The organism is Aestuariivita sp., assembly GCF_049276915.1.
GTDB lineage: Bacteria > Pseudomonadota > Alphaproteobacteria > Rhodobacterales > Rhodobacteraceae > Aestuariivita.
On sequence record NZ_JBASXK010000064.1, the window covers coordinates 1 to 26,072 of the forward strand.

The 26,072-nt window shown below is 59.8% G+C and carries 25 protein-coding genes and 1 pseudogene; 13 read left to right on the plus strand and 13 right to left on the minus strand.

Annotation, left to right across the window (positions count from 1 at the left end):
* The 5 genes from WAO69_RS06630 to WAO69_RS06650 all read left to right on the plus strand — a co-directional run.
* A partial coding sequence (locus WAO69_RS06630; protein ID WP_422177289.1) for a deoxyribodipyrimidine photo-lyase/cryptochrome family protein occupies positions 1 to 1,448 on the plus strand: 1,448 nt, incomplete at its 5' end.
* Entirely contained in the window at positions 1,448 to 1,621 is a 174-nt protein-coding gene (locus tag WAO69_RS06635) for a DUF2256 domain-containing protein (RefSeq protein ID WP_422177291.1), read from the plus strand. The genes WAO69_RS06630 and WAO69_RS06635, both read left to right, overlap by 1 nt.
* An 84-nt stretch (positions 1,622 to 1,705) precedes the next feature.
* Positions 1,706 to 3,853 carry a malate synthase G gene (locus WAO69_RS06640; RefSeq protein ID WP_422177293.1) on the plus strand — a complete coding sequence of 716 codons (2,148 nt, stop codon included), beginning with the start codon at positions 1,706 to 1,708 and terminating at the stop codon, positions 3,851 to 3,853.
* 76 nt (positions 3,854 to 3,929) lie between these two features.
* Entirely contained in the window at positions 3,930 to 4,355 is a 426-nt protein-coding gene (locus WAO69_RS06645; protein ID WP_422177295.1) for a GlcG/HbpS family heme-binding protein, read from the plus strand.
* Positions 4,297 to 4,452, plus strand: coding sequence for an EspF repeat-containing protein (locus tag WAO69_RS06650; RefSeq protein ID WP_422177297.1), 156 nt, complete (start codon positions 4,297 to 4,299; stop codon positions 4,450 to 4,452). The genes WAO69_RS06645 and WAO69_RS06650 overlap by 59 nt, the downstream gene beginning before the upstream one ends.
* On the opposite strand, the pseudogene WAO69_RS06655 reads toward WAO69_RS06650, so the two are convergent.
* Positions 4,397 to 5,305, minus strand: a pseudogene (locus WAO69_RS06655) (phosphatase PAP2 family protein); the annotation flags it as partial. The gene WAO69_RS06650 and the pseudogene WAO69_RS06655 overlap by 56 nt on opposite strands.
* 195 nt (positions 5,306 to 5,500) lie before the next feature.
* Between WAO69_RS06655 and WAO69_RS06660 the strand changes: the two are divergent.
* Positions 5,501 to 6,280: a gamma-glutamyl-gamma-aminobutyrate hydrolase family protein gene (locus WAO69_RS06660; protein WP_422177299.1), complete on the plus strand. Its 780-nt coding sequence runs from the start codon at positions 5,501 to 5,503 to the stop codon at positions 6,278 to 6,280.
* An 11-nt stretch (positions 6,281 to 6,291) separates the two neighbouring features.
* Here WAO69_RS06660 and WAO69_RS06665 read toward each other — a convergent pair whose 3' ends face one another.
* From WAO69_RS06665 to WAO69_RS06675, 3 genes are all read right to left on the minus strand, one after another.
* Positions 6,292 to 8,403, minus strand: a complete 2,112-nt coding sequence (locus tag WAO69_RS06665) for a Hint domain-containing protein (RefSeq protein WP_422177301.1) — start codon at positions 8,401 to 8,403, stop codon at positions 6,292 to 6,294.
* A gap of 222 nt (positions 8,404 to 8,625) precedes the next feature.
* Entirely contained in the window at positions 8,626 to 10,866 is a 2,241-nt protein-coding gene (locus WAO69_RS06670) for a molybdopterin cofactor-binding domain-containing protein (protein WP_422177303.1), read from the minus strand.
* A gap of 3 nt (positions 10,867 to 10,869) precedes the next feature.
* The gene (locus WAO69_RS06675) at positions 10,870 to 11,334 is read right to left on the minus strand and encodes a (2Fe-2S)-binding protein (RefSeq protein ID WP_422177305.1); all 465 of its coding nucleotides are present in this window, start codon (positions 11,332 to 11,334) and stop codon (positions 10,870 to 10,872) included.
* A gap of 89 nt (positions 11,335 to 11,423) precedes the next feature.
* On the opposite strand from WAO69_RS06675, the gene WAO69_RS06680 reads away from it, so the two are divergent.
* Positions 11,424 to 12,005 carry a TetR/AcrR family transcriptional regulator gene (locus tag WAO69_RS06680; RefSeq protein ID WP_422177307.1) on the plus strand — a complete coding sequence of 194 codons (582 nt, stop codon included), beginning with the start codon at positions 11,424 to 11,426 and terminating at the stop codon, positions 12,003 to 12,005.
* On the opposite strand, the gene kynA is transcribed toward WAO69_RS06680, so the two are convergent.
* From kynA to WAO69_RS06695, 3 genes are all read right to left on the minus strand, one after another.
* Positions 12,002 to 12,835 (minus strand): tryptophan 2,3-dioxygenase, encoded by an 834-nt coding sequence (gene kynA / locus WAO69_RS06685; protein ID WP_422177309.1) that lies wholly within the window; start codon positions 12,833 to 12,835, stop codon positions 12,002 to 12,004. The two genes, WAO69_RS06680 and kynA, sit on opposite strands and share 4 nt — an antisense overlap.
* A 52-nt stretch (positions 12,836 to 12,887) precedes the next feature.
* A complete protein-coding gene (kynU, locus tag WAO69_RS06690; protein WP_422177311.1) occupies positions 12,888 to 14,081 on the minus strand; it encodes a kynureninase in 1,194 nt (397 codons plus the stop codon).
* A gap of 129 nt (positions 14,082 to 14,210) precedes the next feature.
* Positions 14,211 to 14,963, minus strand: coding sequence for an SDR family NAD(P)-dependent oxidoreductase (locus WAO69_RS06695; RefSeq protein WP_422177313.1), 753 nt, complete (start codon positions 14,961 to 14,963; stop codon positions 14,211 to 14,213).
* A gap of 138 nt (positions 14,964 to 15,101) precedes the next feature.
* On the opposite strand from WAO69_RS06695, the gene WAO69_RS06700 reads away from it, so the two are divergent.
* From WAO69_RS06700 to WAO69_RS06710, 3 genes are all read left to right on the plus strand, one after another.
* Positions 15,102 to 15,551, plus strand: coding sequence for a methyltransferase family protein (locus tag WAO69_RS06700; protein WP_422177315.1), 450 nt, complete (start codon positions 15,102 to 15,104; stop codon positions 15,549 to 15,551).
* A gap of 126 nt (positions 15,552 to 15,677) precedes the next feature.
* Positions 15,678 to 17,249, plus strand: a complete 1,572-nt coding sequence (locus WAO69_RS06705; RefSeq protein WP_422177317.1) for a Re/Si-specific NAD(P)(+) transhydrogenase subunit alpha — start codon at positions 15,678 to 15,680, stop codon at positions 17,247 to 17,249.
* 13 nt (positions 17,250 to 17,262) lie between these two features.
* Positions 17,263 to 18,759: an NAD(P)(+) transhydrogenase (Re/Si-specific) subunit beta gene (locus WAO69_RS06710; RefSeq protein WP_422177319.1), complete on the plus strand. Its 1,497-nt coding sequence runs from the start codon at positions 17,263 to 17,265 to the stop codon at positions 18,757 to 18,759.
* Between the two features lie 35 nt (positions 18,760 to 18,794).
* On the opposite strand, the gene WAO69_RS06715 is transcribed toward WAO69_RS06710, so the two are convergent.
* On the minus strand, positions 18,795 to 19,166 hold the full coding sequence (locus WAO69_RS06715; protein WP_422177321.1) for a VOC family protein: 372 nt from the start codon (positions 19,164 to 19,166) through the stop codon (positions 18,795 to 18,797).
* A gap of 174 nt (positions 19,167 to 19,340) precedes the next feature.
* Between WAO69_RS06715 and WAO69_RS06720 the strand changes: the two genes are divergently transcribed.
* Together WAO69_RS06720 and WAO69_RS06725 are read left to right on the plus strand one after the other, a co-directional pair.
* Positions 19,341 to 19,709, plus strand: coding sequence for a hypothetical protein (locus WAO69_RS06720; protein ID WP_422177323.1), 369 nt, complete (start codon positions 19,341 to 19,343; stop codon positions 19,707 to 19,709).
* Positions 19,710 to 19,777: 68 nt separating this feature from the next.
* Positions 19,778 to 20,248 carry a Dps family protein gene (locus WAO69_RS06725; RefSeq protein ID WP_422177325.1) on the plus strand — a complete coding sequence of 157 codons (471 nt, stop codon included), beginning with the start codon at positions 19,778 to 19,780 and terminating at the stop codon, positions 20,246 to 20,248.
* A 17-nt stretch (positions 20,249 to 20,265) separates the two neighbouring features.
* On the opposite strand, the gene WAO69_RS06730 is transcribed toward WAO69_RS06725, so the two are convergent.
* The gene (locus WAO69_RS06730; RefSeq protein WP_422177327.1) at positions 20,266 to 20,508 is read right to left on the minus strand and encodes a DUF1289 domain-containing protein; all 243 of its coding nucleotides are present in this window, start codon (positions 20,506 to 20,508) and stop codon (positions 20,266 to 20,268) included.
* Positions 20,509 to 20,510: 2 nt separating this feature from the next.
* A complete protein-coding gene (gene hemP / locus WAO69_RS06735; protein WP_422177329.1) occupies positions 20,511 to 20,669 on the minus strand; it encodes a hemin uptake protein HemP in 159 nt (52 codons plus the stop codon).
* 226 nt (positions 20,670 to 20,895) lie between these two features.
* Between hemP and WAO69_RS06740 the strand changes: the two genes are divergently transcribed.
* Positions 20,896 to 22,176, plus strand: a complete 1,281-nt coding sequence (locus WAO69_RS06740; protein WP_422177331.1) for a DUF3422 family protein — start codon at positions 20,896 to 20,898, stop codon at positions 22,174 to 22,176.
* Between the two features lie 7 nt (positions 22,177 to 22,183).
* Here the strand turns inward: WAO69_RS06740 and WAO69_RS06745 are convergent, their stop codons facing one another.
* From WAO69_RS06745 to WAO69_RS06755, 3 genes are all read right to left on the minus strand, one after another.
* A complete protein-coding gene (locus WAO69_RS06745) occupies positions 22,184 to 23,179 on the minus strand; it encodes an ABC transporter permease (protein WP_422177333.1) in 996 nt (331 codons plus the stop codon).
* The gene (locus WAO69_RS06750) at positions 23,172 to 24,179 is read right to left on the minus strand and encodes an ABC transporter permease (RefSeq protein WP_422177335.1); all 1,008 of its coding nucleotides are present in this window, start codon (positions 24,177 to 24,179) and stop codon (positions 23,172 to 23,174) included. Before WAO69_RS06750 ends, WAO69_RS06745 begins: the two co-directional genes overlap by 8 nt.
* A gap of 97 nt (positions 24,180 to 24,276) precedes the next feature.
* On the minus strand, positions 24,277 to 25,980 hold the full coding sequence (locus tag WAO69_RS06755) for a peptide ABC transporter substrate-binding protein (RefSeq protein ID WP_422177337.1): 1,704 nt from the start codon (positions 25,978 to 25,980) through the stop codon (positions 24,277 to 24,279).
* Positions 25,981 to 26,072 lie beyond the last annotated feature (92 nt).

Sequence of the window (26,072 nt, forward strand, 5' to 3'; positions counted from 1 at the left end):
ATCCGGCACTGTCCTTTGCGGCGGCACGCGGGGATGTGGTGCCGTTGGTGATTGTCGAGCCCGAGTATTGGCACCTGCCGGATGTCTCGGGTCGTCAGTTTGCGTTTTTGCATGATTGCGTGATGGATTTGCGTGATCATCTTGAGGAAATTGGCCAACAGCTGATCTTGCGGGTCGGAGATGCGGTCGAGGTTCTTGAGAGGCTGCGCCAGCAGACCGGTGCGCGCCAGATGGTGAGCCATGAGGAAACCGGCAATGACTGGACCTTTGCGCGCGACCGGCGCGTGGCACAATGGGCGCGGGGGCAGGGGGTTCTTTGGGAGGAACTGCCGCAATCCGGGGTCGTGCGCCGTCTGAACAGCCGCGACGGCTGGGCGGTCCGGCGAAACGCGTTCATCCGACAGGCGCAGGTGGATGTGCCGGTGATGACACCCGCGGCTGCGCTTGCAAGCGACCCCTGGCCTGATCTGTTGCGGGACGATTGCCCGCACCGCCAGCCCGGTGGCCGGCGCGCGGCCCTGTCGCTGTTGGGCGGTTTCCTGACGCAGCGCGGTCAGACGTACCGTCGCGCCATGTCGTCGCCTTTGACGGCCGAGACCGCATGTTCCCGCCTTTCGCCACATCTGGCGCTGGGTACCGTTTCGGGGCGCGAGGTGGCGCAGGCCACGTCCGCCCGTCAGCGCGAGGTGACAGGCACGCGCGCGGGCTGGGGCGGATCGCTCAAAAGCTATCAGGCCCGCCTGGCCTGGCGGGATCACTTCATGCAGAAGCTGGAAGATGAACCGGCACTAGAGCGGCGCTGTCTGCACTCGGCCTATCAGGGCCTGCGCTCTGACGACCGGGTCCGCCGGGACGCTTGGGAACAAGGGGAAACCGGCGTGCCCTTCGTGGATGCCTGCATGCGGTATCTGGCGGCAATTGGTTGGCTGAATTTCCGCATGCGCTCGATGGTCATGTCCTTCGCCTCCTATCATCTGTGGCTTGACTGGCGTCAGACCGGCCTTCATCTGGCGCGCCAGTTCACGGATTACGAGCCCGGCATCCACTGGAGCCAGGTGCAGATGCAGTCGGGCACGACCGGCATGAACACGGTGCGAATCTACAACCCCGTCAAGCAGGGTCACGATCAGGATCCCACCGGTGCGTTCACCCGCAGATGGCTCCCTGAACTTGCAGCTGTGCCCGACGCGCTGCTGCAGGAGCCCTGGCGCTGGGCGCATGCGGCGACCTTGCGCTATCCCACGCCTGTTGTGGATGTCACCGAAGCGGCCCGCGCCGCCCGCGAGGCGATCTGGGCGGTCCGCAAGGGCGGTGCGTTTCACGATGAGGCTGCGCGGGTGATCAAACGGCACGCCTCGCGCAAGGACAGCGACGGCCATTTCGTCAATGATCGCGCAGCACGCCGCGCAAAACCCGCCGATCCGCGCCAGATGGGATTTGATTTCTGATGGCCCGGATGCAACGCAAGTCGGATTTGCCCATGAAAACCTGCGCCACATGCGGGCGGCCATTTACTTGGCGCAGGAAATGGGCGCGGGTCTGGGACGAGGTCAGATACTGCTCGGATCGCTGCCGGGGAGAGCGGGCGCGGTCAGCCCGGAAAACTGATCAAAATAGCTGATTCACTTGGTTGCCTATAGGAAACTTTCGTTCTAATGAGCGCGTCGCATGCAATCGTGCACAACCACATCTGGGGAGCGATGAGATGAGTGAACGTCAGTTGATCGAGGGGCTGCAGATTGCTCCCGAACTTGTGGATTTCATTGAAAAGCAAGCATTGCCGGGTACCGGAGTCGAAGGCTCCAGGTTCTGGGCCGGCTTTTCGCGCATGGTGCATGAGTTGGGGCCGCAAAACCGTGCCCTGCTGGAAAAACGCGAAGACCTGCAAGCCAGGATCGATGCATGGCACATCGCCAACCGCGACGCCCCCCATGATCATTTTGCCTATCGGGGCTTTCTGGAAGAGATCGGCTATCTGCTGCCGGAAGGGGGCGCGTTCGAGATCGAAACCGCGAATGTCGATCCTGAAATCGCCTCGGTTCCCGGACCGCAACTGGTCGTGCCGATCACCAATGCGCGCTATGCGCTGAACGCGGCCAATGCCCGCTGGGGCAGCCTCTATGACGGGTTCTATGGCACCGACGCCATGGGGTCGGCACCGCCAAAGGGTGGCTATGACAAGGGACGTGGCGCGCGGGTTGTCGCACGTGCGCGGGTGTTTCTGGACGAAGCCTTCCCCATCGCCGGTGCCAGCCACGCGGATGCGCAACGCTATTACGTGCATGACGGCGCGCTACTGATCGACGATCTGCCGCTCAGTGATCCTGCCAAATTCATCGGCTATACCGGCCATCCCAAGGCACCCGATGCCGTGTTGCTGCGCAACAATGGCCTGCATGTGGAACTGGTGTTTGATCGCACGCATCCCATCGGCAGCCGCGATCAGGCTGGTCTGGCCGATGTGGTCATGGAAAGCGCGGTCTCGGCGATCATGGATTGCGAGGATTCGGTGGCCTGTGTGGATGCCGAAGACAAAGTGCTGGCCTATTCCAACTGGTTGGGCCTGATGAAGGGCGATCTGTCTGAAACCTTCGAGAAAGGCGGCCAGACCCTGACCCGGAGGCTGAATCCAGACCGCGTCTATACCGCACCCGGCGGTGGCGAATTCAGCGTCAAGGGCCGTGCGCTGATGCTGGTGCGCAATGTCGGCCATCTGATGACCAACCCCGCGGTTCTGGACAAGAACGGCGATGAGGCCTTCGAGGGGCTGATGGACGCGTTGATCACGACGATGATCGCGATGCATGACCTGTCGCGCGAAAGCGGCAATTCGGTGCATGGTTCGGTCTATGTGGTCAAACCCAAGATGCATGGCCCCGAAGAGGTGGCGTTTACCGACCGCATCTTCTCGATGGTGGAAGAGATCCTTGGTCTGCCAGCTTACACCGTCAAGATCGGCATCATGGATGAAGAGCGCCGCACCTCGGTCAATCTCAAGGAATGTATCCGCGCCGCCAAGAACCGCGTCGCCTTCATCAACACGGGCTTTTTGGATCGCACCGGGGATGAGATCCACACGTCGATGGAAGCCGGCCCCTTCAGCCGCAAGGACTTTATCAAGCGCAAGGGCTGGATCGGCGTCTATGAGAACCTGAATGTGGATATCGGTCTGGAATGCGGTCTTCAGGGTCGTGCACAGATCGGCAAGGGCATGTGGGCCATGCCCGACATGATGGCCGCCATGCTTGAACAGAAGATCGAACACCCAAAGGCCGGGGCCAACTGCGCCTGGGTGCCCAGCCCGACAGCCGCGACGCTGCATGCGCTGCATTACCACAAGATCGACGTGTTTGCGGTGCAGAACAAACTCAAGGCCGGAGGTCGGCGCGGCCATGTGGACGGGATTCTCGAGGTCCCGCTGGCGACGTTCCGCAAATGGAGTGAATCCCAGATCATCCGCGAAGTGGAAAACAATGCGCAAGGCATATTGGGATATGTCGTGCGGTGGATCGATCAGGGTGTGGGCTGTTCCAAAGTGCCAGACATCAACAATGTCGGGCTGATGGAAGACCGGGCGACCTGCCGGATTTCGGCCCAGCACATCGCCAACTGGCTGCACCACGCCATTGTGGGCGAGGACCAGGTGATGGATGTGATGAAGAAGATGGCCGAAGTCGTGGATGGGCAGAACGCCGGCGACAACACCTACACCCGCATGGCACCCGGTTTTGACGGAATCGCGTTTCAAGCTGCGTGCGACCTTGTGTTCAAAGGCCGGATTCAGCCCTCGGGCTATACCGAGCCCGTGCTGCATGCGCGACGTCTGGAACTGAAAGCAAGCCTGAACCGATAAGCGCCCGGTTCTCTCGCGCCTGTGCGAGGATGAGCGAAGACCCCAAGATCATCGGGGCATGACAAAAGGACAGACGATGACGATTTCACTGAGAAAAGCCCGCACGATCATCCGCAAGGCTCTTGAAAAGGGCCGTGAGATGGAACTCAAGCCTCTGTCGGTGATCGTGCTGGACGCCGGTGGTCATGTGCAGGCTTTCGAGCGCGAAGACGGAGCCGCGCCCGGACGCTTTGCCGTGGCGCATGGCAAGGCCTATGGATCGGTCATGCTGGGCATGGCGGGAACCGCTCAAATGGCTCGGGCCGAACAGCAGGCATACTTCATGGGCGCGGTGAACGGGCTTTATGGCGGGCAGTTGGTTCCGGTTCCGGGCGGTGTGTTGCTGCGCGACAAGAAAGGCGCGGTGATCGGCGCGGTCGGTGTGACCGGCGATTCCTCGGACAATGACGCCATCGCCGCCATGGCCGGGATCGAAGCTGCCGGTCTTATCGGAGAGATCTAGGCCTTTTCCGGAACGATCCGCGCGGCGATCCACGCAGCGATTGCAAAGGCTGCAAAGCCACCGATCACATCGACCATATAGTGTCCGCCATGGCTGAGTATGGCGGGCACCATCAGCGCGTTCAGCGCGAGGGCTGGCCAGAACATCCACATCCCGCGCAGATACCACAGCACCACCAGCATCATCACCGTGTGATAGGACGGAAAGGCGATTGTTCCCATGATATCGCCGGGATGAATCAACGGCGTGCCATGTTCGGCAAGGCCGATTAGTTTCGCGCCCATCCGCGCGTCGTGAAACAGGCCAATGGATTTCGCGGTTTCGGCCGGAATCTCGACAAAGGCCGAGGGCCCGATGCTGGGAAACACCCACCAGAACGCCACGGTCATCACAAGGCTGAGCGTGCCGGCCAGAAGCGCCTGGTTCAGCCGTGCCGCCTGTGCGGTCATTGCCAGAATTCCAACCAGAACGAACAGTTGCGGCAAGGAACTCAGATAGACCGGAGCCAGAAGCGACCCGAAAGTCGGGTACTGGGCCATCCAAGCGACAAAGCTTCCCCAATCAAACCCCAGCCATGCATCCAGAACGGCAAGCTGGTCGTCGATCAACGGGGTTTCGATGGGAAAGCGCAGATAGATCAGGATCGCGATCACCCCTGAAAAGCCCAGGTAAATCGAGTTCGCGATGGCCCAATGGGACAGGCGCGGGGCCGCTTTTGGACCGCGCAGATAGAGCCCGACCAGCAAAAGACCAAAAGCGGGCAGGAAACTGAGACCAAAGGCATTCCAGGCCACGGCCTGATCCTTCAGCAGGGACAAAACGACGCTGGTTACACCAATCGCAACGATCATCAGGACCAGAAACTGTTCTGGCCGGTCAAGGGTTGCACGCGCCGAGTCCAGTCCGGAGGATTGGCCGGACGTCAGGGTTTGTGAAGATGCCAGGGTCATTAGGTCTGCCTCGGTTGATCTGCTCAGGGGCTTGATGCGGTGTGAATGTGAAGGTTTTCAGTACAAAATTCGGGCAATTTTCCGACATGTCCGGGGATGCATGGTGCACAGTGCAGCTTTGCACAGCGCATGCTGTTGCTGTTGCGTCGGTTGGGTTCTATTCTGCCGGGTCAGGGGACAAAGCAGGGGAACACAATGGCACGGCCTGTTGTCGGGATTATCGGCAATTCCTATTTGCTGAACGATCAGTATCCCACCCACGCGGGAGGGACGATGAACTCCTGCGCGATCTCGGATGTATCGGGCTGCATTCCCATGGTGATTCCCGCGGACCCGAAGTTTTTCTCGATTGCGGAACTGATGGAGGTCTGCGACGGCTTCCTGCTGACGGGCGGTCGCCCCAATGTGCATCCCGAAGAATATGGTGAGGCCGAGACCGAGGCGCATGGTGTCTTCGACCGTGCGCGCGATGCGATCACCTTGCCGCTGGTGCGCGCCTGTGTCGAGGCGGGCCAGCCGTTTCTGGGAATCTGCCGTGGGTTCCAGGAGGTCAACGTGGCCATGGGCGGCACGCTCTATCCCGAGATCCGCGATCTTCCGGGGCGGATGAACCATCGCATGCCCCCGGATGGCACGCTGGAAGAGAAATTCGCCCTGCGCCACAAGATTACCTTGACAGATGGTGGTGTGTTTCACCGTCTGTTCGGCGCGCGCGAGGTCATGACGAACACGCTGCACGGTCAGGGTATCAAGACCCCCGGTGCAAGGATCGTCATCGACGGGCATGCGCCTGACGGAACGCCTGAGGCGATCTATGTCGAGGGGGCACCCGGGTTTACCCTTTCGGTGCAATGGCATCCGGAATGGGATGCGGCCAATGACCCCGTATCGCGTCCGCTGTTCACCGCCTTTGGGGATGCCGTGCGCGCCTGGGCACAAGGCGTGCGCCCCGAGCCACTTCAGCGCACGGGCTGACCGGTCGATCTTCAGGCAACGAGCAAGGGCGCTTCGTGCTGGCGCAGGCAGAGCCGTGCAGTATCGCCAAAGGCGCTCAATCCGCTGCGCAGATCCGGAAACAGCTCGAACATCTCATGACGGCCATTGTCGGTCAGGGACGACAGAGCCATGTCGCCGGGATAGAAGCTCTCGGTGGGCATGCCATTGGCATAGATAACCTCATGCTGATCAAACAGCAGGTGGATATAGGTCACCTCACCGCCTTCCAGCAAACGCACGGCGGGATTTGACAGCAGATGTTTCGCCGCGACCAGAACTTCGGCTTCGCCAAATAGCATTTGCGCGCGATAGCCTTCCCAGAGCACACGGTGCTGCTGGGAGACAATAAGCGGCGCTGTCGCTCCGCTGATCAGAACCGGATCGATTTCCACCGGCGCGAGCGCACCTGTGGCCGGGACGGTGCGTTTGCCAATCCAGCGCACCGGCTGGGGACCACGGTCACGGGTGATGACCATGTCGCCAGCGCTCAGCGACTCGATGGTGCGCGGGCCTGCGATGGTCTGGATCATGGTACCGGGTGTGAAGCAGATGATCTGGTCGATGCCGCTGAACGTCAGCAGCGTCCCGTCGATCAACTCGACCGAGCCGGTGAGTTCGCCGGTCGGCCCTGTTGTAAAGCTGAGCGTCGTGCGATCTGCCACACCGCCCAGGTCAAGCACGTCGTTGTCACCACTGTCGTCGCCTCCAACAAGGGTGATACCCGTGGTTCCGGCTTCGGCCAGATCGACGATCCGGAACAGATCGTTTCCGGCACCGCCAGTGACCATATCGCCCTGGCCCACGTCGATCGTATCATTGCCGGCACCGCCGTCGATGACATCAGCACCGGTCTGTCCGGCAATCAGGTCGTCTCCGCCCTGACCAAAAATGCTGTCATTGCCGGCACCGCCAAACAGCGTGTCATTGGTGGCTGGGCTGACATCAAAATAGACATCCGTTACCCAGATCGCCTGGGTGCCGCTAACTGCGTTCGAATAGATGATCTCGATGTCCTTCACCGGACCGGCGATTTCCACCAGAACCGAGCCCTGCGCGTCGGCTTGGGACACGCCCCCATTGCCTGCGGTGATCGTATTGCCGGACACTGTCGCATTGCCCGTAGGGGTGATGGTTACCGTCACAGGATTCCCGTTTGCATCCGTGGCGTTGATCGTGATCACGTCGCGGTGGTTGCCTGTTGCCTGGTCGATATCGTTGATCCGGAACATGACATTCTGCACCTCGTCGCCGACGGTCGGATCAGCAGAGTCAAAGGAAATGTCGATCCTTCTTGTTTCTGCGTCGCCGTCACCTGCCACGTACAAGCTGGAAAGCTGGGAAAATGGATCATCCGGTTCGGAAAAGTTGATCTCGTTGGTTTCAATGGAAAACTCGGCATTGTTGTTGCCGGTATCAGACACCGTTACCGAGACATCCATCAGGCCAGTGTTCTGAGTGAAACTGCCTGTGATGATTGCTTCATCCGCGCCCTGGGCGTCCCAACTGAGGTTCTCGGTGACAAGATCGTCTTCGTTGACCCCGTAAATGACGTCTGCGCCGCCGCCCCCGATGATGCTGTCATTGCCGCTGCCACCTGACAGGCTGTCTCCACCACCGCCGCCATTGATGACGTCATTGCCCGCTCCGCCAAAGACCGTATCCGCTCCGGCACCCGAGTTGATGGTATCGTTGCCGCCATTGCCATAGATGATATCCGAATCGGCGTTGCCCGACGCCGTCGATCCATCGTCTACCGCGTCTCCGTCGGCATCGGTGAAGGCGCTGTTGATGACGTCACCCGCATCGGTGCCGTCAACCTGGTTGGTGCCAAGAAATGCTGGTGCTGAAACCACATCGGCCGCGTCGAGCCTGTCCACCTCGCCAAAGGTCGGCACGAAATACACGTTGCCATCGGTGGCCAGATAATAAATGCCCGGCTCGAGCGTGTTGTTGAAGTTTTGGCCGCCATCCCGTCCCGTGAATACCCACTGACCAGCGCCGATCTCCTGGGCGGAAACGAAATCCGTCCACGGATCGCTGATCACATCGTCCACGCCAAGTGCGTTGTCCGCACCCAGATTTACCAGGTAGCCGAAAGGCATATGCTCGTTCCTCGTACTCTCCCCGGCGCGCTCCGATCAGGAGCGGATAGCCAGAGTCACTCGCGGGCGTTCAATGCCCGTCGTTGGTACGAAGATGCCGGGGTGAAGCGGCGAATTTTCGGAAAGATTGTGTAAACTCCAAGACGGTCCGCCCGAAAGACGTCACAATTGCCTCAGCAGGGCAGGGCGTGGCTTTCGTGCGAAACCGAGCGGCAATGCGCGTCAGATCAACAGATCGAACGTCTTGGAGAATGGCAGCTCGCGCGCGCGAATTCCGGTCAGATCGAACAGCGCATTGCCAAGCGCCGGCATGGCAGGCGGCGTGCCCGGTTCGCCCGCGCCGCCCATGTGGCTGTTGGTTTCCAGCACGCGCACCTCGACCTCGGGGGCGGTATGCATTCGCATCATGGGATAATCCGGGAAGTTGAGCTGCTGAACTTCACCCCCACCGAAGGTGATTTCTTCAAAGCAGGCGGCGGACAGGCCATACATCATGCCACCGAACATCTGGGCTTGGACATTGCCGGGATCCAGCGCCAGGCCCATGTCGCAGGCGATCCAGGCTTTTGCGATCCGGATGACTCCGTTTTCATCCACGACTTCGATCACCTGTGCAACCGGTGTGCCAAAGCTGTAGGTAAAGCCCACGCCGCGTCCCACGCCATCCGGCGTCTTGCCGGTCCAGCCGGACATCTCGCGCACTGCTTCGAGACACCCGGCGCTGGGCGCATGTTCATCTCGCATCAGCGCAAGGCGGAATTCCAGCGGATCAGCCTGCGCTGCATGGGCCATTTCATCCAGGAAGGTGTCGTGGAAAAACCCGTTGTACGAGTTTCCGACAGAGCGCCATATACCCACCGGAACCTCAAGGTCAGCCAGATAGCCGCGCATCCGGTAGTTGGGGATCGCATAGGGTTGGTTGAAGAAACCGTCGACCAAGACGCTGTCGGGGCCAGCCATGGGCAGACCGGCCAGACGCTCGCCCAGTTGACGAATGGGGGATTGCGCCGCGACCTGGCCATCCAGCATGATGGCCTGTCCGTCGCGCACCGCTCCGCGCATACGCGCCAGCGCGCCGGGGCGGTAAAAGTCATGGGTCATGTCTTCTTCGCGGGTCCAGGTCAGTTGCACCGGCGTGCCTTGCATCGCAACCGCAAGTCGCGTGGCATATTGTGAAAAATCAAGCTCGGCGCGCCGTCCGAACCCGCCACCCAGATAGGTCGTGTGAAGCGTGACCTGTTCGCTTTCAAGACCGGCGATCCTTGCACAGGTAGATTGAACAAGAACCGGAGTCTGGTTGCCACACCAGATTTCCAGATGGTCGCCGGTGAAATGGGCCGTGGCGTTCATCGGCTCCATATTGGCATGGGCAAGGTAGGGGACCTTGTACTCGGCGCTCACCAAAGTGGCGTCGGCGGGGATATCACTCACATCGCCATCGTTGCGCAGCCGGGAATTTGCCCAACCGTCAAAGCTTTGCTCGATCTCGGCAAAGATGGCGTCGGTGTCGGCCGGGTAGGGGGCCGGCCCCCAGTCGATCTCCACCGCCTCGGCGGCCTTGGCAGCCAGCCATGTGTTGTTGGCAACCACTGCGATGCCGGTTCCCAGATCGACGATCCGCTCGACACCCGGCATCGTGCGGGCGGCGCTGTCGTCAAAGCTGCGCATTTCACCGCCCAGCTTGGGATTGATCCTGAGGGTGGCAAACTTCATGCCGGGCAGGCGCACATCCACGCCGAATTCGGCTGTACCCGTGACCTTGGCGACTATATCAATGCGTTTCGGACTATGACCCAGATAGCGCCAGGTGCCCGGATCGCGCAGAGTTGCCTCTATCGGCTCAAGCCCGGCGGCGGCTTCGGCCAGCGCGCTATAGCTCAGTTCGGTGCCGTCAGGCGCGATGACGTGCCCATTCCTTGTGCTCAGCAACGCGCGTGACAGGCCAAGTTGCCGTGCCGCGGCCTCTTTCAGTGTTTCGCGCGCCGAGGCTCCGGCTTCACGCATGCGGATGAACCCGTCGCGCATCGACGCAGAGCCACCTGTCATCTGCAAATTCAGCAGCTTGGCCGAGCGTCCAAGGCTTTCTGCAAGGCCATGCTGGAAATCGCTGAATGCATAGCTCTTGCCAAACAGCATGTACTCGCCAAAGGCCGAGTTGTAATAGGCCTGCGCAGGCGGGCCATGCAGAACCCGCACCGCGTCAAGCTCTACGTCCAGTTCCTCTGCGATCAGCGCAGCCCATGTCGTTTGCACGCCTTGCCCCATTTCCGCGCGCGGCGCGATCAGCGTGACACCGCTCTGATCGATGAAAACAAACGGGTTGAGAGCGGCTTCTCCCGCGTCCGCACTCAGCGGGTTCGCAGCAGGGCGCGAAATGGAATAGGCACCGAAAGCCACGCCGCCAACAATGGCGGTAGACCCGATCAGGAAACTACGGCGCAGGATTTTTCTGACAGAGGCCATGTCTCAGCTTCCCTGCATCAGGCGGGCGGCGGTTTTCACGGCGGCGCGAATGCGCGGATAGGTACCGCAGCGGCAGAGATTTCCCTGCATGGCGTCGTTTATGTCGCTGTCCGTTGGGTCCGGATTTTCGGCCAGCAGGGCGGCAGCCTGCATGATCTGCCCGGACTGGCAATACCCACATTGTGCGACCTGCTCCTCGACCCAGGCGCGCTGCACGGCTGCCATGGCTTGCGGCGTGCCCAGACCTTCGATGGTCGTCACTTCGCCCCAGACATCCCCCAGAGCGACCTGGCAGGCGCGCACTGCTTCACCATCGATATGCACCGTGCAGGCACCGCACGCAGCCACACCGCAACCGAACTTGGTGCCAGTCAGGCCAAGCTCATCGCGCAACACCCAAAGCAGGGGGACATCATCAGGCAGATCCACTTGCAGGTCTGCTCCATTCACTCGAACTGAGGTCGTCATGCTGCTCTCCTCTGAGGCTCCTGACATTATTGGCAATTATCGTCAGGGCGTCAATTGACATTCGTGACAAAAAGTGTCAGAACTTCAGGATGAGCAGACTGTCGGCCGACGACAAACAACAGGCGATCCTGGAAGCCGCATCGAAAAGTTTTGCGGCCTATGGGTTTCGCAAAACCTCGATGGATGACATTGCCAAAGGGGCGGGCATGTCGCGCCCGGCGGTCTATCTGCATTACCGCAACAAGGATGACATCTTTCGCAGCCTGGTACAGATGTTCTACGACAGCGCCAGCAGCGGCGTGGCCCAAGCCCTGGGGTCGTCCGGAGCGCCACATGTGGTGCTGCGGGATGCATTTCGCGCATATGGCGGCAGGATGTTGGAAGCCTTGCTTTCGTCCCCTCACGGACTTGAGCTGCTTGATGCCGGTGCGGCCACCGCATCCGACATCAAGGCCGCGGGCGAGGCACATCTGTCCCGGCTTTACGCGGATTGGCTCGAGCGCCAGGCAAGAGCCGGTCACATCCGCTTGCAGGGCAGTGCCGAAGATCTGGCCGCAACGATCTGCGCGGCTCTCAAGGGGGTCAAGGACGCAAGTGCGGACTACGCCACCTACGCCGCGCGGGTGGACATGCTGGCCGACTTGTTCGGCGCAGGCCTCAGCGCGCGCTAAAGATCCGTGCGCAGATGCCAAAGTTCCGGGAACAGTTCGACTTCAAGCATCCGCTTGAGATAGCTGACGCCTCCGGTGCCTCCCGTGCCGCGCTTGAAGCCGATCACACGCTCGACCGTCGTGACATGGTTGAAACGCCAGCGCCGGAAGTAATCTTCAAGATCGACCAGTTTCTCGGCCAGTTCATAAAGCTCCCAATAGGTTGACGGGCTTTCGTAGACCTTGATCCAGGCAGCGATCACTGCATCGTCGGGCTGATGCGGGCGCGTGATATCTCGCGACAACACCGCCTCGGGCAGCGGATGGGCCGTGTTCAGAGCCTGCAACGCCACATCATAAAGCGACGGCTTGGCCAGTTCTGCCTGCAACAGGGCAGTCAAGTCCGCACGATGCGCATGCGGGCGCAGCATCGCGGCGTTGCGATTACCCAGCATGAATTCGATTAGCCGGTATTGATGGGACTGAAAGCCCGAGGATTGTCCCAAGGCCTCGCGAAAGGTGGTGTAATCGCTGGGCGTCATCGTGCGCAGCACATCCCAGGCGTTGTTGAGCTGCTCGAATATCCGGCTCAGCCGCGCAAGCATCTTGAACGCGGGGCGCATGTTTGCGGTCTGCAGCTGCACGCGCGCGGCATCAAGCTCGTGGATCGCCAGTCGCATCCAAAGTTCCGAAGTCTGGTGCTGGACGATGAACAGCATCTCATCATGGGCATCCGAGATGGGGTTCTGCGCCGAAAGGATCGCATTCAGCCCCAGGTAATCCCCATAGGACATGCGCCCGTCAAAGGACATCTGAGCGCCTTCTCTTGCCGGATCATAGGGGTCAGTCATCGTGCGGTCTCCCTTGTGGGCGCTCCCGGGCGGTATCGGTGCAGGCTGATGGTCATGTGACGGCGGCGCGCACCTTGTATTCGGCGCGATCCCAGAGGTTGTTGTTCATCACATCCGCAATGATAGCGATGGCCGCATCCACGTCATCGCCATCTATATAGAGCGGCGTAAAGCCAAAACGCATGATGTCAGGCGCACGAAAATCGCCGATCACACCGCGCGCGATCAAAGCCTGCATCGCGGCATAGCCATCCGCAAAGCGGAACGAGACCTGGCTGCCACGCAGCTTTGCGTCGCGCGGCGAGGCCAGCTCCAGATCCGGGCAGGCGGCTTCGATCCCGGCAATGAACCGTTCGGTCAGATCTATGGATCTGGCGCGCACATCTTCGATGCTGGCCATGTCCCAGACATCCATCGCGCATTCCAGCGCTGTCATCTGCATAACCGGCGGCGTGCCCACCCGCATCCGCTCGACACCAGTGCCGGGGCGATACTCCAGATCAAAGGCAAACGGAGCCGCATGCCCAAGCCACCCCGACAAGGCCGGCACGGCCCGGCCGGCATGGCGCGGTGCGACATAGATGAACGCCGGAGCACCGGGGCCGCCATTGAGGTATTTATATGTGCACCCCACCGCGAAATCCGCTCCCGCCCCGGCAAGATCGACCGGCAGGGCACCGGCAGAATGCGCCAGATCCCAGACCGTGAGCGCGCCGACCGAATGGGCCTTGGCGGTCAGAGCAGCCATGTCATGCTTGCGTCCGGTGCGGTAATCCACTTCGGTCAGCATCACGACGGCGATATCCTCGGTGATCTGCGCCTCAACCTCGTCGGGGGCCACGATGCGCAGTTCATACTGCGCGCCCAATGTGCGCAGCAATCCTTCGGCCATGTAAAGATCGGTCGGAAAGTTGCCGTTGTCAGACAGAACCACCTTTCGGTCTGCCCGCAACTCCAGGGCCGATGCCAGCGCCTGGTACACCTTGATGGACAGCGTATCGCCCATGGCCACGTGACCGGGCTCGGCACCGATCAGCTTGCCGATCCGATCTCCCAGCCCCATGGGCTGCGCCATCCATCCGGCCTTGTTCCAGCCGGTGATCAGCAGTTTGCCCCACTCCTCGCGCAGCATGCTGTCAAGTCGCGCAGGGGTACTTCTGGGCAGCGGCCCCAGAGAGTTCCCGTCCAGATAGATCACCCCCTCGGGCAGATCAAACATGGCTTTAGTGGCGGCGAAATCGGTCATTGGGAGGCCTTCCGATTTATTTTAAGCTTGAAGTATATCGCCAGACCTAACTTCAAACACGCCCCCTGTCCAGTGCTGCGCGGGTCCTGCCTTCTTCTTGCTCGAAAATACGTCACACACCGGCTGGTCTCAGACCTGACCTCCGGCGATCTCGATGGTCTGGCCATTGATGCTTTCCGAACCCGGACGGCAAAGCCACAACACGGCCGCCGAGACTTCTTCGGGTTTGATCAGACGGCGATGGCGATTGGAATTGACCATGATCTTGAGCGCCTGTTCTTCGGTGATCCCGGCACGCTCGGCAATCGAGGTGATGTTGCGATCCACGATCGGTGTTTCGACATAGCCGGGACAGACCGCGTTGAACGTGTAGGGCGAGCCCAGATAATCCTCGCTCAGCGATCGGGTCAGGCCGATCATGCCGTGTTTGGAGGCCGAGTAACACGCCGCCCCCTGCAAGCCACGCAAGCCCGCCAGTGAGGCAATGGTAATCACGCGTCCCCAGTCTGTCTGGCGCATGGAACTCAGGCTTTCACGGATGGTCAGGAAGGCACCATCAAGGTTGGTGGCCATCATGTTGCGCCAGAATTCCATGGTGGTTTTGTGCACCGCCTTGCCCTCCGCGATGCCCGCGTTCGGAATGCAGATCTGAATCGGGCCGTTCCTGGTGACAGCGGCGGCGATCTTGGCGGTGACATCTGCCTCGTCGCGCACATCCATCGCCATGCCGGTCATACCCTTGGTTGCGACCTCATCCAGAACGTCCTGACGGCGTCCGGTAATGGTGACATGGGCACCCTCTGCCACCAGAGCCTGCGCGATGGACAGTCCGATGCCCGTGCCGCCACCTGTGATCAACGCATGTTTGCCGGATAAAGTCATGAAACGATCCCTCCCTCGGATGTGGTTCGGGCAAGGTGACCTGCGGGCTGCCCCGTGACAAGACGCGCCGTGCCGTCACTTTCGCGATTTGCTAAGTCTTGGTCCTGCGCCCCTCGCGGCCCGACATGGTGACACATCGTGAAATGGATTGATCTACCCCCGATATGGCTTGCAGGTTTCCTTGCTGTGGCATGGGGGCAATCGCGCTACTTTTCCCAAGGCCTGTCCTTTGGCGGGTCGTGGGCGGATTTTCTGGGCGGGCTTCTGGTCGGGGGCGGTGTGTTGCTCATGGCGCTGGCCTTTGCCGAGTTTCGCCGTCAGAAAACAACCGTCATCCCGCATCAGACTCCCACCAGTCTCATCCAGTCGGGCATCTTCAAGCGTACCCGCAACCCGATCTATCTGGGTGATGCCCTGATCCTGGCGGGGCTGATTCTCCGCTGGGACGCGGTGTTGGCGCTACCACTTGTGCCGATTTTCATCTGGGTGATCGAAAAACGCTTTATCATTCCCGAAGAAGACCGGATGCGGCGCGTGTTTCGTGCTGATTTTGCACGCTATGTCAGTAAAGTCAGACGCTGGGTGTAGACCCTTTACGACATTTTCCCATCAAGCTGCGGCACTCGCTTGCGCAATTTTATTACGCGAGGTAGTGGACTAGGTCTGCAACCGAGCCATTTTGCGCCAGAACACGGCTATGAGGGGGATGACAGGGTGAAAATCGGTACACCGAAAGAGACGGAGACGGGCGAGAACCGCGTTGCGATGACGCCCGACAGCGCGCTTCAGCTTCAAAAGCTGGGCCATGAATGTGTGATTGAAGCCGGAGCGGGTCAGGCTGCCGGATTTTCGGACGCCGCCTATAAAGAGGCAGGCGTTCAGGTCGTCAAAACCGCAGCGGCGCTCTTCAAGGCCGCCGATATCGTTGCCAAGGTGCGCCCGCCCTCGGATGCCGAAGTCAAACGCCTGCGCGAAGGCCAGACGTTGATCTCGTTCTTCTATCCGGCCGCGAATGAAAAGCTGATGCAGCAGGCCGCCGACAAGGGCGCGACTGTCATTGCGATGGACATGGTGCCGCGGATTTCGCGCGCCCAGAAGATGGATGCTCTGTCCTCCATGGCCAATATCGCAGGCTACCGCGCCGTGATCGAAGCCGGCAACAACTTTGGCCGTTTCTTCACAGGTCAGGTGACGGCCGCCGGCAAAGTGCCGCCCGCCAAGGTTCTGGTTGTGGGTGCAGGTGTTGCCGGTCTGGCCGCCATCGGGACAGCCACATCGCTGGGTGCCATCACCTATGCATTCGATGTGCGTCCCGAAGTGGCAGAACAGGTTGAATCGATGGGTGCCGAGTTCGTCTTCCTTGATTTTGAGGAAGAACAGCAGGACGGTGCCGCGACGGGTGGCTATGCTTCGGTGTCCTCACCGGAATTTGCGGCGGCACAGCTGGCAAAATTCCGCGAACTTGCACCCGATATGGACATCGTCATCACCACGGCGCTGATCCCCAACCGCGAGGCCCCAGAGCTCTGGACCAAGGATATGGTCGAAAGCATGAAGCCCGGTTCGGTCATCATCGACCTTGCTGCGGAACGTGGCGGTAACTGCAAGCTGACCGTCATGGACGAAAAGATCGTCACGGACAACGGCGTGACGATCATCGGCTACACGGATTTCCCAAGCCGCATGGCCGCGCAGAGCTCGACGCTCTATGCCACCAACATTCGTCACATGATGACGGACCTCACACCCGACAAGGACGGTGTGGTCAATCACAACATGGAAGACGATGTGATCCGCGGGGCCACGATCACCCATGCCAATGAGGTCACTTTCCCGCCACCACCCCCCAAAGTGCAGGCGATTGCCGCCAAGCCGAAGGAAAAGGTGAAGGAAAAGACACCTGAAGAGATCCGCGCCGCGGAAGTGGCCGCCTTCAAGGAGCAGACGCGCAATCAGATCATCCTGCTGGGTGTCGGTGCATTGCTGGTGCTGTCGGTGGGGCTTGTTGCTCCGGCCAGCTTCATGCAGCATTTCATCGTGTTCATCCTGTCGGTCTTCATCGGCTTCCAGGTGATCTGGAACGTGGCGCACAGCCTGCATACTCCGCTCATGGCGGTGACGAACGCGATCTCGTCGATCATCATTCTTGGGGCGCTGATCCAGATCGGGTCCAGTTCAGCTCTTATCACGATCCTCGCGGCTGCGGGTATCTTCATGGCGTCGGTGAATATCTTCGGCGGCTTCCTCGTGACACGGCGTATGCTCGCCATGTTCCAGAAATCTTAAGGGAGCGGGGACAATGGAATTTGGTTTCACTATTGCGGCTTATGCAGTCGCGGCGGTTCTCTTCATCCTCTCGCTTGGTGGATTGTCGGGGCAGGAAAGCGCGAAACGCGCTGTATGGTATGGCATCGTCGGTATGGCGATTGCGGTCGTTGCCACCATGATGGGGCCCGGTCAGGGTCTTTGGGGCGCATCCATCATCCTCATCGCGCTGGGCGCGGGCGTTGGGTATCAACTGGCCACCAAGGTCCAGATGACGCAAATGCCCGAACTGGTTGCGATCATGCACTCGCTTGTCGGTCTGGCGGCCGTGTTCGTGGGCTTCAACGCCGATATCATGATCAACGACATCGCTGATATCTATGAGGGCGCAGCCCAGGTCATGGGCGCTGTTGGCCCTGACGGCTATACCGCCATCGGCCTGCCGAAAGAGCTTTATGACGGGCTGTCGTCTTTCGGCCAGTTGATCGCCAAGAAATCGAATGTCGAGATCAACATCCTCAAGGTCGAACTGGTGCTGGGCATCTGGATCGGTGCGGTCACCTTCACCGGGTCGGTCGTCGCCTATGGCAAGCTGGCGGGCAAGGTTGATACATCGGCCAATCAACTGCCCGGCGGTCATGTCCTGAACGCGGCTGCTGCTGCTGCGTCGGTTCTGCTGGCAGCGATGTATCTGAGCGATGCGGGCAGCTGGACGCTGGTGCTGCTGACACTTCTGGCGCTGTTCATCGGCTATCACCTGATCATGGGCATTGGCGGCGCGGACATGCCTGTCGTCGTGTCGATGCTGAACAGCTATTCCGGCTGGGCGGCCGCAGCGATCGGCTTCAGCCTTGGCAACGACTTGCTGATCGTCGTGGGTGCGCTTGTCGGCTCGTCCGGTGCGATCCTGTCCTACATCATGTGCAAGGCGATGAATCGATCCTTTGTCAGCGTGATCCTGGGCGGCTTTGGTGGCGCGTCGGGGGAACAGATGGCTGTCGAAGGCGAACAGATTGCGATTGATGCCGATGGTGTCGCCACGGCACTGAACGAGGCGGACAGCGTGATCATCATCCCGGGCTATGGCATGGCGGTGGCGCAGGCGCAGCAATCGGTGTCCGAGCTGGTGCGCAAACTGCGCGCCAAAGGCAAGAACGTCCGATTTGCGATCCACCCTGTTGCCGGTCGTTTGCCGGGGCACATGAACGTGCTGCTGGCCGAGGCGAAGGTTCCCTATGACATCGTCCTCGAGATGGACGAGATCAATGACGACTTCCCGGATACGGATGTCGCCATCGTCATCGGATCGAACGACATCGTGAACCCGGCTGCACAAGAAGACCCCAACAGCCCCATTGCCGGTATGCCGGTTCTGGAATGCTGGAAGGCCAAGCAGGTCTTTGTGTCCAAGCGCGGTCAGGGCACGGGGTATTCGGGTATCGAAAACCCACTGTTCTACAAAGAGAACACGCGCATGTTCTATGGGGATGCCAAGGCATCTCTGGATGCGCTGTTGCCCAAGATCGACTGATCCTGCAGCATGGTTACCAGAAGCGGCCCCGGAGGTTACCCCTCCGGGGCCGTTTGCTTTGGTGGCTCCCAGAGTTCAATCGGATTGCCTTCCGGGTCATGGATGCGGGCAAATCGCCCGGCTGCACCATCCCATTCGGCGCGCGTTTCAACCGCGATATCCGCGGCCTTCAGTTGGGCGATCATTGCATCCAGATCGCTGACACGGAAATTGATCATCCATTGGCGATCAGCTGTGAAGTAATCGCTGTTGGCGGGGAAGGGGGCAAAGACCGTGTAGCCGGCTTTCTGTTGCCACGGCAGGCCATTTTCGCCGACCACGCCAAGATGGGTTGCGTACCATCTTGTCAAAGCTTCGGGGTCATTGGCGCGAAAAAACACTCCGCCGATACCTGTGACCGTCTCCATCCCATCCTCCTGTTGCGGCACCATGATCATACATGTGACCGGGTATCGGGTAAAATCTTGGTGACGGAGGCCCAATGCTCGAGGGGGGTGCGGCGCAGCCTCTTTGCTCACAGTTGAAAACAGAAGCTAGGCACTGTATATCAGAGTAAATTAGTCAGATAAAAGGTGCCCCAAATGCATGTCTGCAATACTGCGCTGCGCGATAGCACCCCATTGGTTGCTCACAAGCCGCCCCCGCCTCAGGTGCTGAGCGATCTGCGCCGTTCTGCGCGGCGTGCCTGGCTTTACGGGGCAGGAGACTCGGACCCCGTGACCAAGGTGGTCGCGCGCCTGCCCGGGGCTCTTGGGCGCAGACTGGTGTTCTTTGAGCCGAACTCATCCGAGATGTCCTTTGACGAGGCATGGCTGCTCAATCTCTTTGATGCAGTTCGAAATGCAGATCATGACCGTTACTGTTTTGCCATGCTCAGCCGGATGTCCAAGACCCAGGCCGCGGAACTGCACTTCCATATCTGTAAGGCTATCGGTACACTGCGAATCTGACACTTACAGATGTCATATCCAGACGCCAGCCGACGCCAGCCCTGACAGGACAACAAAGGAGAATCCAAATGACACAGACTGCTGTGGATCTTAGCCCGTCCGCCCGTGAGGCTATCGCCGAGGCGCTGAATCAATGTGTGGCCGAGACGGCCGTGACAACAATGCTGGCACAGAATTTTCACTGGAATGTAACCGGTATGGCCTTTGCCCCGCTGCATGCGTTGTTCCAGACGGTCTACGAAGACCACTTTGCCGCGCAGGATGATCTGGCCGAACGGATCAAGGCGCTGGATGCGCATGCCGAAGGGATGCTTTCGGGGATGCTCAAACGCTCGAAAATCGCGGAACATGATGGTCATGCCGACGACAGAACCATGGTTGCGGCTTTGCGCGACGCGCAGATAACCCTTGCAGCAACGATGGCGGCAGCGGGAGAGCTTGCGGCCGAGCATGGCGACACACTGACCGAAGATCTATGCATTTCACGCGGCCAGGTTCATGAAAAATTCGCATGGATGCTGCGCGCTCAACTGAGCTGAGACCCGCCTGAAGCGGTTCAGTCAAACGGGTATTCCACGCCTTTGCGTGCGCATTTCTTCGCATAGGCGGCCCGCCATCCCTTGAACTTGCCCATGTTGTCTTGCTGGTGTTCCAGCATCTGGACAAAGGCTTGGCGATGGCTGTCCTTCTTCAGGGTCTTGAAGAGGGACTTTTGCGCCTTGCTCATTGCACATCCGATGCAGTGACCGGCACGCTTGTACTTGCAGACATCGATGCAGGGGGAGGGAGTCTTTGTCATGTCTATTTGGTCAGGATCAGTTTGCCGGATTTCGTAATCCGAAGGATGTAAACCATGCCGTTCAGTGTCAGACCGGCACGCCCGTCCGGTCCCACAAGCGACAGCACGTCGTGAACGGGAACCTCGGGCAGACGGGATGATTGTGTGGACGCATCGGACATGCGCGTAACTTGACTAAAACAGTCGGATAAGGCAAGGGCGCGTGACCGGGCTGCGTCAAATTTGTCAGGATCTGAGCCGACTTAGGTCGTCTCGGGCCTGGCTGACGGATGCGACCAGCCAAGTGGCAGCATACAAATGTGTACATGTAAATTGCGGATATATTTAGGTTTTTTTCTTTACAGCGTGTTCTTGCTCGGTACATAGCTGATCCAAGGAGAACCGCCGATGACGCCGATCGAAGACCATCCCTTGCGATACAAGCTGTCCAATGAGCTGCATGCGCGTCCGTTCCCGACGATGTCGACGCCATGTACGGTTGTCTATATCGCGATCAAACAGCCCAACGAGGCAGTCAGCCGTGACCGCTCGCTTGATGTGGCACATCTGACGGCTTTGCTGGATCGCCACGGCGCGGCCCATCCTCAGCCCGGTGCGACGCATTATTCCGGGCAGATCGGGCGCTATCGCCTCAAGTGGGAACAACATACCGAGTTCGTGACCTATACCGCCTTTTCCGACGGCCTGAGCGAGAGGGCGTTTGATCCGGCTGATTTTGAAGTCTTCCCCGAGGACTGGCTGGCCCAGGCCCCAGGTCAGCGCATCACATCGGTCAATTTGCGCCTCGAAGAACGCCCCGATGATGAGACGATCATCGAGAATTTGTCCGAATGGTTCGTTCCGGAAAGCCTGGCTGTCAGCTCGGTTCTGGAGGGCTCGGCCGTTGTCGCAGGTGATTTCCGTATCGATACGGCCGGCCATATGCGATTTGCGATCTTTGCCAATGCTGACACAGGAAGTCGCCGCCTGGGGCGGATCGTGCAAAGGCTGTGTGAGATCGAGACATATAAATCCATGTCGATGCTGGGCTTTTCGCGGGTGCGCGATCTCTCCCCGCGAATCGGAGAGATGGACACCCATCTGACCCAGTTGATGGGCGACATGACCAGTGGTCAGAAACCTGCAGAAGAAACCCTGCCGCAGCTTTTGTCGATTTCCGCCGAGCTTGAGACGATATCGGCGAAATCCTCGTTCCGGTTCGGGGCGACGGGGGCCTATGAGGCGATTGTCACTCAGCGAATCGATGCGCTGCGCGAGGCGCGGTTTGACGGTCGCCAGACATTCGCGGAATTCATGATGCGCCGCTACGAGCCTGCGATGCGGACGGTCAAATCCACCGAAGCGCGTTTGGCCGCCCTGGCGGATCGCGCGATCCGGGCAGGCGATCTTTTGCGCACACGCGTCGATGTCGAGCGCAGTGCGCAAAACCAGAAGCTTCTGGAAAGCATGGATCGGCGTGCCGACATGCAATTGCGCCTGCAGCGCACGGTCGAGGGATTGTCTGTCGTCGCCATCAGCTACTATGCCGTGTCACTGGTGGGCTACATGCTCTATCCCGCAAGCGAGCTTACGGGCCTGTCCACCGGCGCATTGCGCGCGCTGGCCGCTTTGCCTGTGGTTCTGATCGTGTGGTGGCTGATCCGGCGTATTCGCAGCGCGATCGAGTAAGCCCTCGTCACCGCCCACGAATACGCGGATCGAGCGCGTCGCGCAGGCCATCGCCCAGATAGTTCACGCTCAACACGGTCAGTGAGATCAGCAGCCCCGGCCAGACAACCCGTTCGGGATAAAGCACCATACGGTCCACGCTGTCGTTCAACAGACGTCCCCAGGTCGGGAAATCCGGCGGAAAGCCAAAGCCAAGGAACGAGAGTGAGCTTTCAACGATGATCGCTGTGGCAATGCCCAGCGTGGCCGAGACCATGATCGGTGACAGAACGTTGGGCAGCAGATGGCGCACCATCAGCTGAAACGAATTGGTGCCGACGGACCGTGCCGCCAGAACGAACTCCCGCTCTTTCAGTGCCAGCACGTCACCGCGTACGATCCGAGCGGTTTGCATCCAGGAGGTGATACCGATCAGGCAGACGATCAGGATGAAAATCCCGCCTTCGGTGCCGAAGGCATTGGACAGCGGTTCGCGGAACAAAAGCGACGCAACAAGGATCAAAGGCAACAGGGGCAGGGCAAGGAACAGATCGGTCAGGCGCATCAGCGGTCCGTCGAGCCGCTTGAAGAAGCCTGCAACCACGCCGATCAGCGTGCCCAGAAGAATTGACAGAACCATGGCTGTCAGACCCACCGCGATGGATACGCGCCCCCCAGACAGCAGTCGGGCCAACGTATCGCGCCCCAGATTGTCCGTGCCCAGCGGATGCGCCCAGTTCACCTTGGCGCCGCTGTCCCAGATCGCCGTATAGATCGGCCGAGTATCACGCAGGTTGATAAAGTCCCGTCCCTGCGGAAGGAACTGCGGATCTGCGTGCCAGATCAGCGGGCCCACGGTAACGGCCAGCACGATGAAGATGAACAGATAGGCCCCTGCCATTGCACCCTTGTGCACTTTGAGCTGTTGCCAGACCTCGGCCCATTGGCTGCGCGGAGGACGTGTCGGGATGGCTTCGACCACGCCTTTTTCGGCAGCGGTCATATCTGTTGCAGGCTCAGTCATAACGGATCCTCGGATCAAGCAGGCCGTAGAGCACATCTGCGATCAGGTTAAAAAGCACGATCAGAACGGCGAAGATGAACGTGAGGGTTTGCACCATGGGCAGGTCGTTCGCCTGAATGGCGGTGATCAGCAATTGGCCGATTCCGTTCACCTTGAAGACCTGCTCGGTGATGATGGCACCGCCAAAGATGCTTGGGATACCAAGCGCGATCACGGTCACAACCGGGATCATCGAATTGCGCAGGACATGGACCATGACCACCGATCTTTCCCGCAGCCCCTTTGCGCGGGCTGTGCGCACGTAATCCTGATTGAGGTTGTCCAGCATCGAGGCGCGCATGAAACGGCTGATTTGCGATGTGATCTGAAGCGCCAGAACCATCACCGGCATGATCATCTGCTGAAGCTGGCGCACAAAGCTGTCCCAATCCGTCACCCTGAGCGTGGTGTCATAGATCGACGGGAACCAGCCCAGCTGGACCGAGAAGATCACGATCACCAGAACACCCGAAAAGAAGGGCGGCACGGAAAAGCCCACCATCGTGACGAATGTCCCGGCATTGTCGAACCAGGAATACTGACGATAGGCCGAATAGATGCCCACGGGCAGCGCGATCAGGATGCCTACAATATAGGCCGTTCCAACCACCCAGAGCGTCTGGGGCATGCGCTGAACCACGATATCCATGACCGGAGAGCGGGTCTGCCAGCTGATGACGCGCAGGTCATTTGCGCTGAACGTGGTGCCAAAATAGTAATCGATCAGTACCTGCGGCTCGATCCAGAAGAACTGTACCAGCCATTTCCAGTAGCGGATCGGCCAGGGCTGACCCAGACCCAGCGCCTCGCGCATCTTTTCCTTGACCTCCGGCGGCACCGTCAGGGGCACTTGTGCCATCGGATCGCCCGGGGCCAGTTCAAGAAGAAGGAAGATCACCAGACTGATGAACAAAAGGGTCGGCACAGCAAGAACCAGTCGCCTGATGGTAAAGGTCAACATGCAGGGGGACGCCTTTGCAGATTAGTCTGTGATTTCAGGAAGAAGTCAGAGGCAGCGCGATCCCGAAACCCCGGGATCGCGCCTTTGGCTCTGAGAATCAGGAGCCTTGGAGACGGTGCCAGTCGGCCACGTTCCACAGTTCACTATCCCACACGTTCAGGATGACACCGCCCAGCGAGTTGGCATGTGCCGACAGGCGGCCACGGTGTACCAGCGGGATCATCGCGCCGTTTTCGACAGCCATGTCGTTCAGCTGACGGGCGATCGCTGCACGCTCTGCGGCATCTGCCGTTGTGGTCAGCTGTGCATGAAGCGCGTCATACTCGGCCATGCAGAAGCGCGAGATGTTCTCACCCTGCCACTGTGATGCCGGGCTTGGAGCCTTGTCGCACAGCATGTTGCCCAGATAGGACTGAGGGTCCGTGCCGTTGAACGTGTTGGCGTACATTTGCACATCTGCATAGAACTTCTGGAAAGTGTCGGGCGAGCCGGGATCACCACCAAAGAACACGGATGCGTTGACGTTGCGCAGTTCGGCGTCGATGCCGATTTCGCTCCACCACTGTTTGATCAGCGCCTGGAAGTCCTGACGCACAGCGTTGGTCGATGTCTGATACAGGATCTTCATCGGCACGCCGTTTGCTTCGCGCACACCGTCGCCATCGCTGTCGACATAGCCGGCACCTTCAAGCATGGCTTTTGCGCCTTCGATGTCCTGTGTGTCGCAGGTGAAGGTGTCCGAGTTCACCGCAGCAGGCGCGGGCACCCAGTTGCAGGTGACCTTACCGGCCTGACCATAACCGATTTCAACCAGCAGCGGGCGGTCGATGGCCATGGACATGGCTTTATAGACTGCAGGATCGCCCAGGAACGGATGCGGACGGATCACCGACCGCTCATCCGGGCCAAGGGCCGGATCGGGGTTGGTGTTGTTGAGCATGATGCGCTCGACCAGCGGGCCAAAGCCTGCCACAGGCGTGCCTTTGCCGCCCGATTCCATTTGCGCGATCACATCAGGTGCCAGCTGCAGGTTCCAGGCATAGTCGAATTCGCCCGTTTCCATCACGGCACGACCGGCAGCCGTTGCATCGCCACCACCTTTGAAGGTCATGGTTGCGAAGGCGGGCTTGGCCGGATCACGATAGTTGGGGTTGGCCGAAAGGGTGATCACGTCGTTGGGTTTGAATTCATCGACAACGAAGGGGCCGGTGCCGATCGGGTTGAAGTTCTGCTCGGTGCACTCGGGAGCGCGTGCGCCCATGCAGTCGGCAAACTGTGCGGCCTGAAGGATGGGGCTCTCACCGCCGACAAAGGGGCCATAGGGAAACGGCGTTGGCTGGTCGAAGTTTACCACGACGGTCAGTTCGTCGGGTGTTTCAACGCTGCCGACTCCATCGAATTTGGTCAGCTGCGCACAGCCACCTTCCGGATCGGTGCAATAGTCATAAGTGAATTTCACATCCGCCGAGGTAAAGGGCGTTCCATCCGACCAGAGAATGCCGGGCGTGATTTTCCAGGTGATGGTTTTCAGGTCTGCGCTGACGCCGCCATTGGCGACCGTGGGCACTTCGTCGACCAGCCAGGGAACCAGTTCACCGGATTGGTTGTAGCGCGCCAGCGGCTCGATGACGATTGAGGCCGCTTCAACGTCCTTGGTTCCGCCGGAGAGGAACGGGTTCATGATTGAGGGGGCTTGCCAATAAATGATGCTCACATTGCCGTCCGACCCGCGTTCAGCAAAGGCGGCCGGGGCAAGAGCAGTCGTTGCAATCGCACCCATCAAAAGGGTTTTAAGGTTCATTGTGTACTCCTTATTGGACACTAACAGGCTGCTGAAAAACTCATTCGGTGCCTGTATTGATGGTAATTTTCGCGCCATTGAGGACCATTTTG

Bases quoted from the DNA above. Each gene is read 5' to 3' on its own strand.
- WAO69_RS06635 (WP_422177291.1), top strand. From the start codon at position 1,448: ATGGCCCGGATGCAACGCAAGTCGGATTTGCCCATGAAAACCTGCGCC.
- WAO69_RS06640 (WP_422177293.1), top strand. From the start codon at position 1,706: ATGAGTGAACGTCAGTTGATCGAGGGGCTGCAGATTGCTCCCGAACTT.
- WAO69_RS06645 (WP_422177295.1), top strand. From the start codon at position 3,930: ATGACGATTTCACTGAGAAAAGCCCGCACGATCATCCGCAAGGCTCTT.
- WAO69_RS06650 (WP_422177297.1), top strand. From the start codon at position 4,297: ATGACGCCATCGCCGCCATGGCCGGGATCGAAGCTGCCGGTCTTATCG.
- WAO69_RS06660 (WP_422177299.1), top strand. From the start codon at position 5,501: ATGGCACGGCCTGTTGTCGGGATTATCGGCAATTCCTATTTGCTGAAC.
- WAO69_RS06665 (WP_422177301.1), bottom strand. From the start codon at position 8,403: ATGCCTTTCGGCTACCTGGTAAATCTGGGTGCGGACAACGCACTTGGC.
- WAO69_RS06670 (WP_422177303.1), bottom strand. From the start codon at position 10,866: ATGGCCTCTGTCAGAAAAATCCTGCGCCGTAGTTTCCTGATCGGGTCT.
- WAO69_RS06675 (WP_422177305.1), bottom strand. From the start codon at position 11,334: ATGACGACCTCAGTTCGAGTGAATGGAGCAGACCTGCAAGTGGATCTG.
- WAO69_RS06680 (WP_422177307.1), top strand. From the start codon at position 11,424: ATGAGCAGACTGTCGGCCGACGACAAACAACAGGCGATCCTGGAAGCC.
- kynA (WP_422177309.1), bottom strand. From the start codon at position 12,835: ATGACTGACCCCTATGATCCGGCAAGAGAAGGCGCTCAGATGTCCTTT.
- kynU (WP_422177311.1), bottom strand. From the start codon at position 14,081: ATGACCGATTTCGCCGCCACTAAAGCCATGTTTGATCTGCCCGAGGGG.
- WAO69_RS06695 (WP_422177313.1), bottom strand. From the start codon at position 14,963: ATGACTTTATCCGGCAAACATGCGTTGATCACAGGTGGCGGCACGGGC.
- WAO69_RS06710 (WP_422177319.1), top strand. From the start codon at position 17,263: ATGGAATTTGGTTTCACTATTGCGGCTTATGCAGTCGCGGCGGTTCTC.
- WAO69_RS06715 (WP_422177321.1), bottom strand. From the start codon at position 19,166: ATGGAGACGGTCACAGGTATCGGCGGAGTGTTTTTTCGCGCCAATGAC.
- WAO69_RS06720 (WP_422177323.1), top strand. From the start codon at position 19,341: ATGCATGTCTGCAATACTGCGCTGCGCGATAGCACCCCATTGGTTGCT.
- WAO69_RS06725 (WP_422177325.1), top strand. From the start codon at position 19,778: ATGACACAGACTGCTGTGGATCTTAGCCCGTCCGCCCGTGAGGCTATC.
- WAO69_RS06730 (WP_422177327.1), bottom strand. From the start codon at position 20,508: ATGACAAAGACTCCCTCCCCCTGCATCGATGTCTGCAAGTACAAGCGT.
- hemP (WP_422177329.1), bottom strand. From the start codon at position 20,669: ATGTCCGATGCGTCCACACAATCATCCCGTCTGCCCGAGGTTCCCGTT.
- WAO69_RS06740 (WP_422177331.1), top strand. From the start codon at position 20,896: ATGACGCCGATCGAAGACCATCCCTTGCGATACAAGCTGTCCAATGAG.
- WAO69_RS06745 (WP_422177333.1), bottom strand. From the start codon at position 23,179: ATGACTGAGCCTGCAACAGATATGACCGCTGCCGAAAAAGGCGTGGTC.
- WAO69_RS06750 (WP_422177335.1), bottom strand. From the start codon at position 24,179: ATGTTGACCTTTACCATCAGGCGACTGGTTCTTGCTGTGCCGACCCTT.
- WAO69_RS06755 (WP_422177337.1), bottom strand. From the start codon at position 25,980: ATGAACCTTAAAACCCTTTTGATGGGTGCGATTGCAACGACTGCTCTT.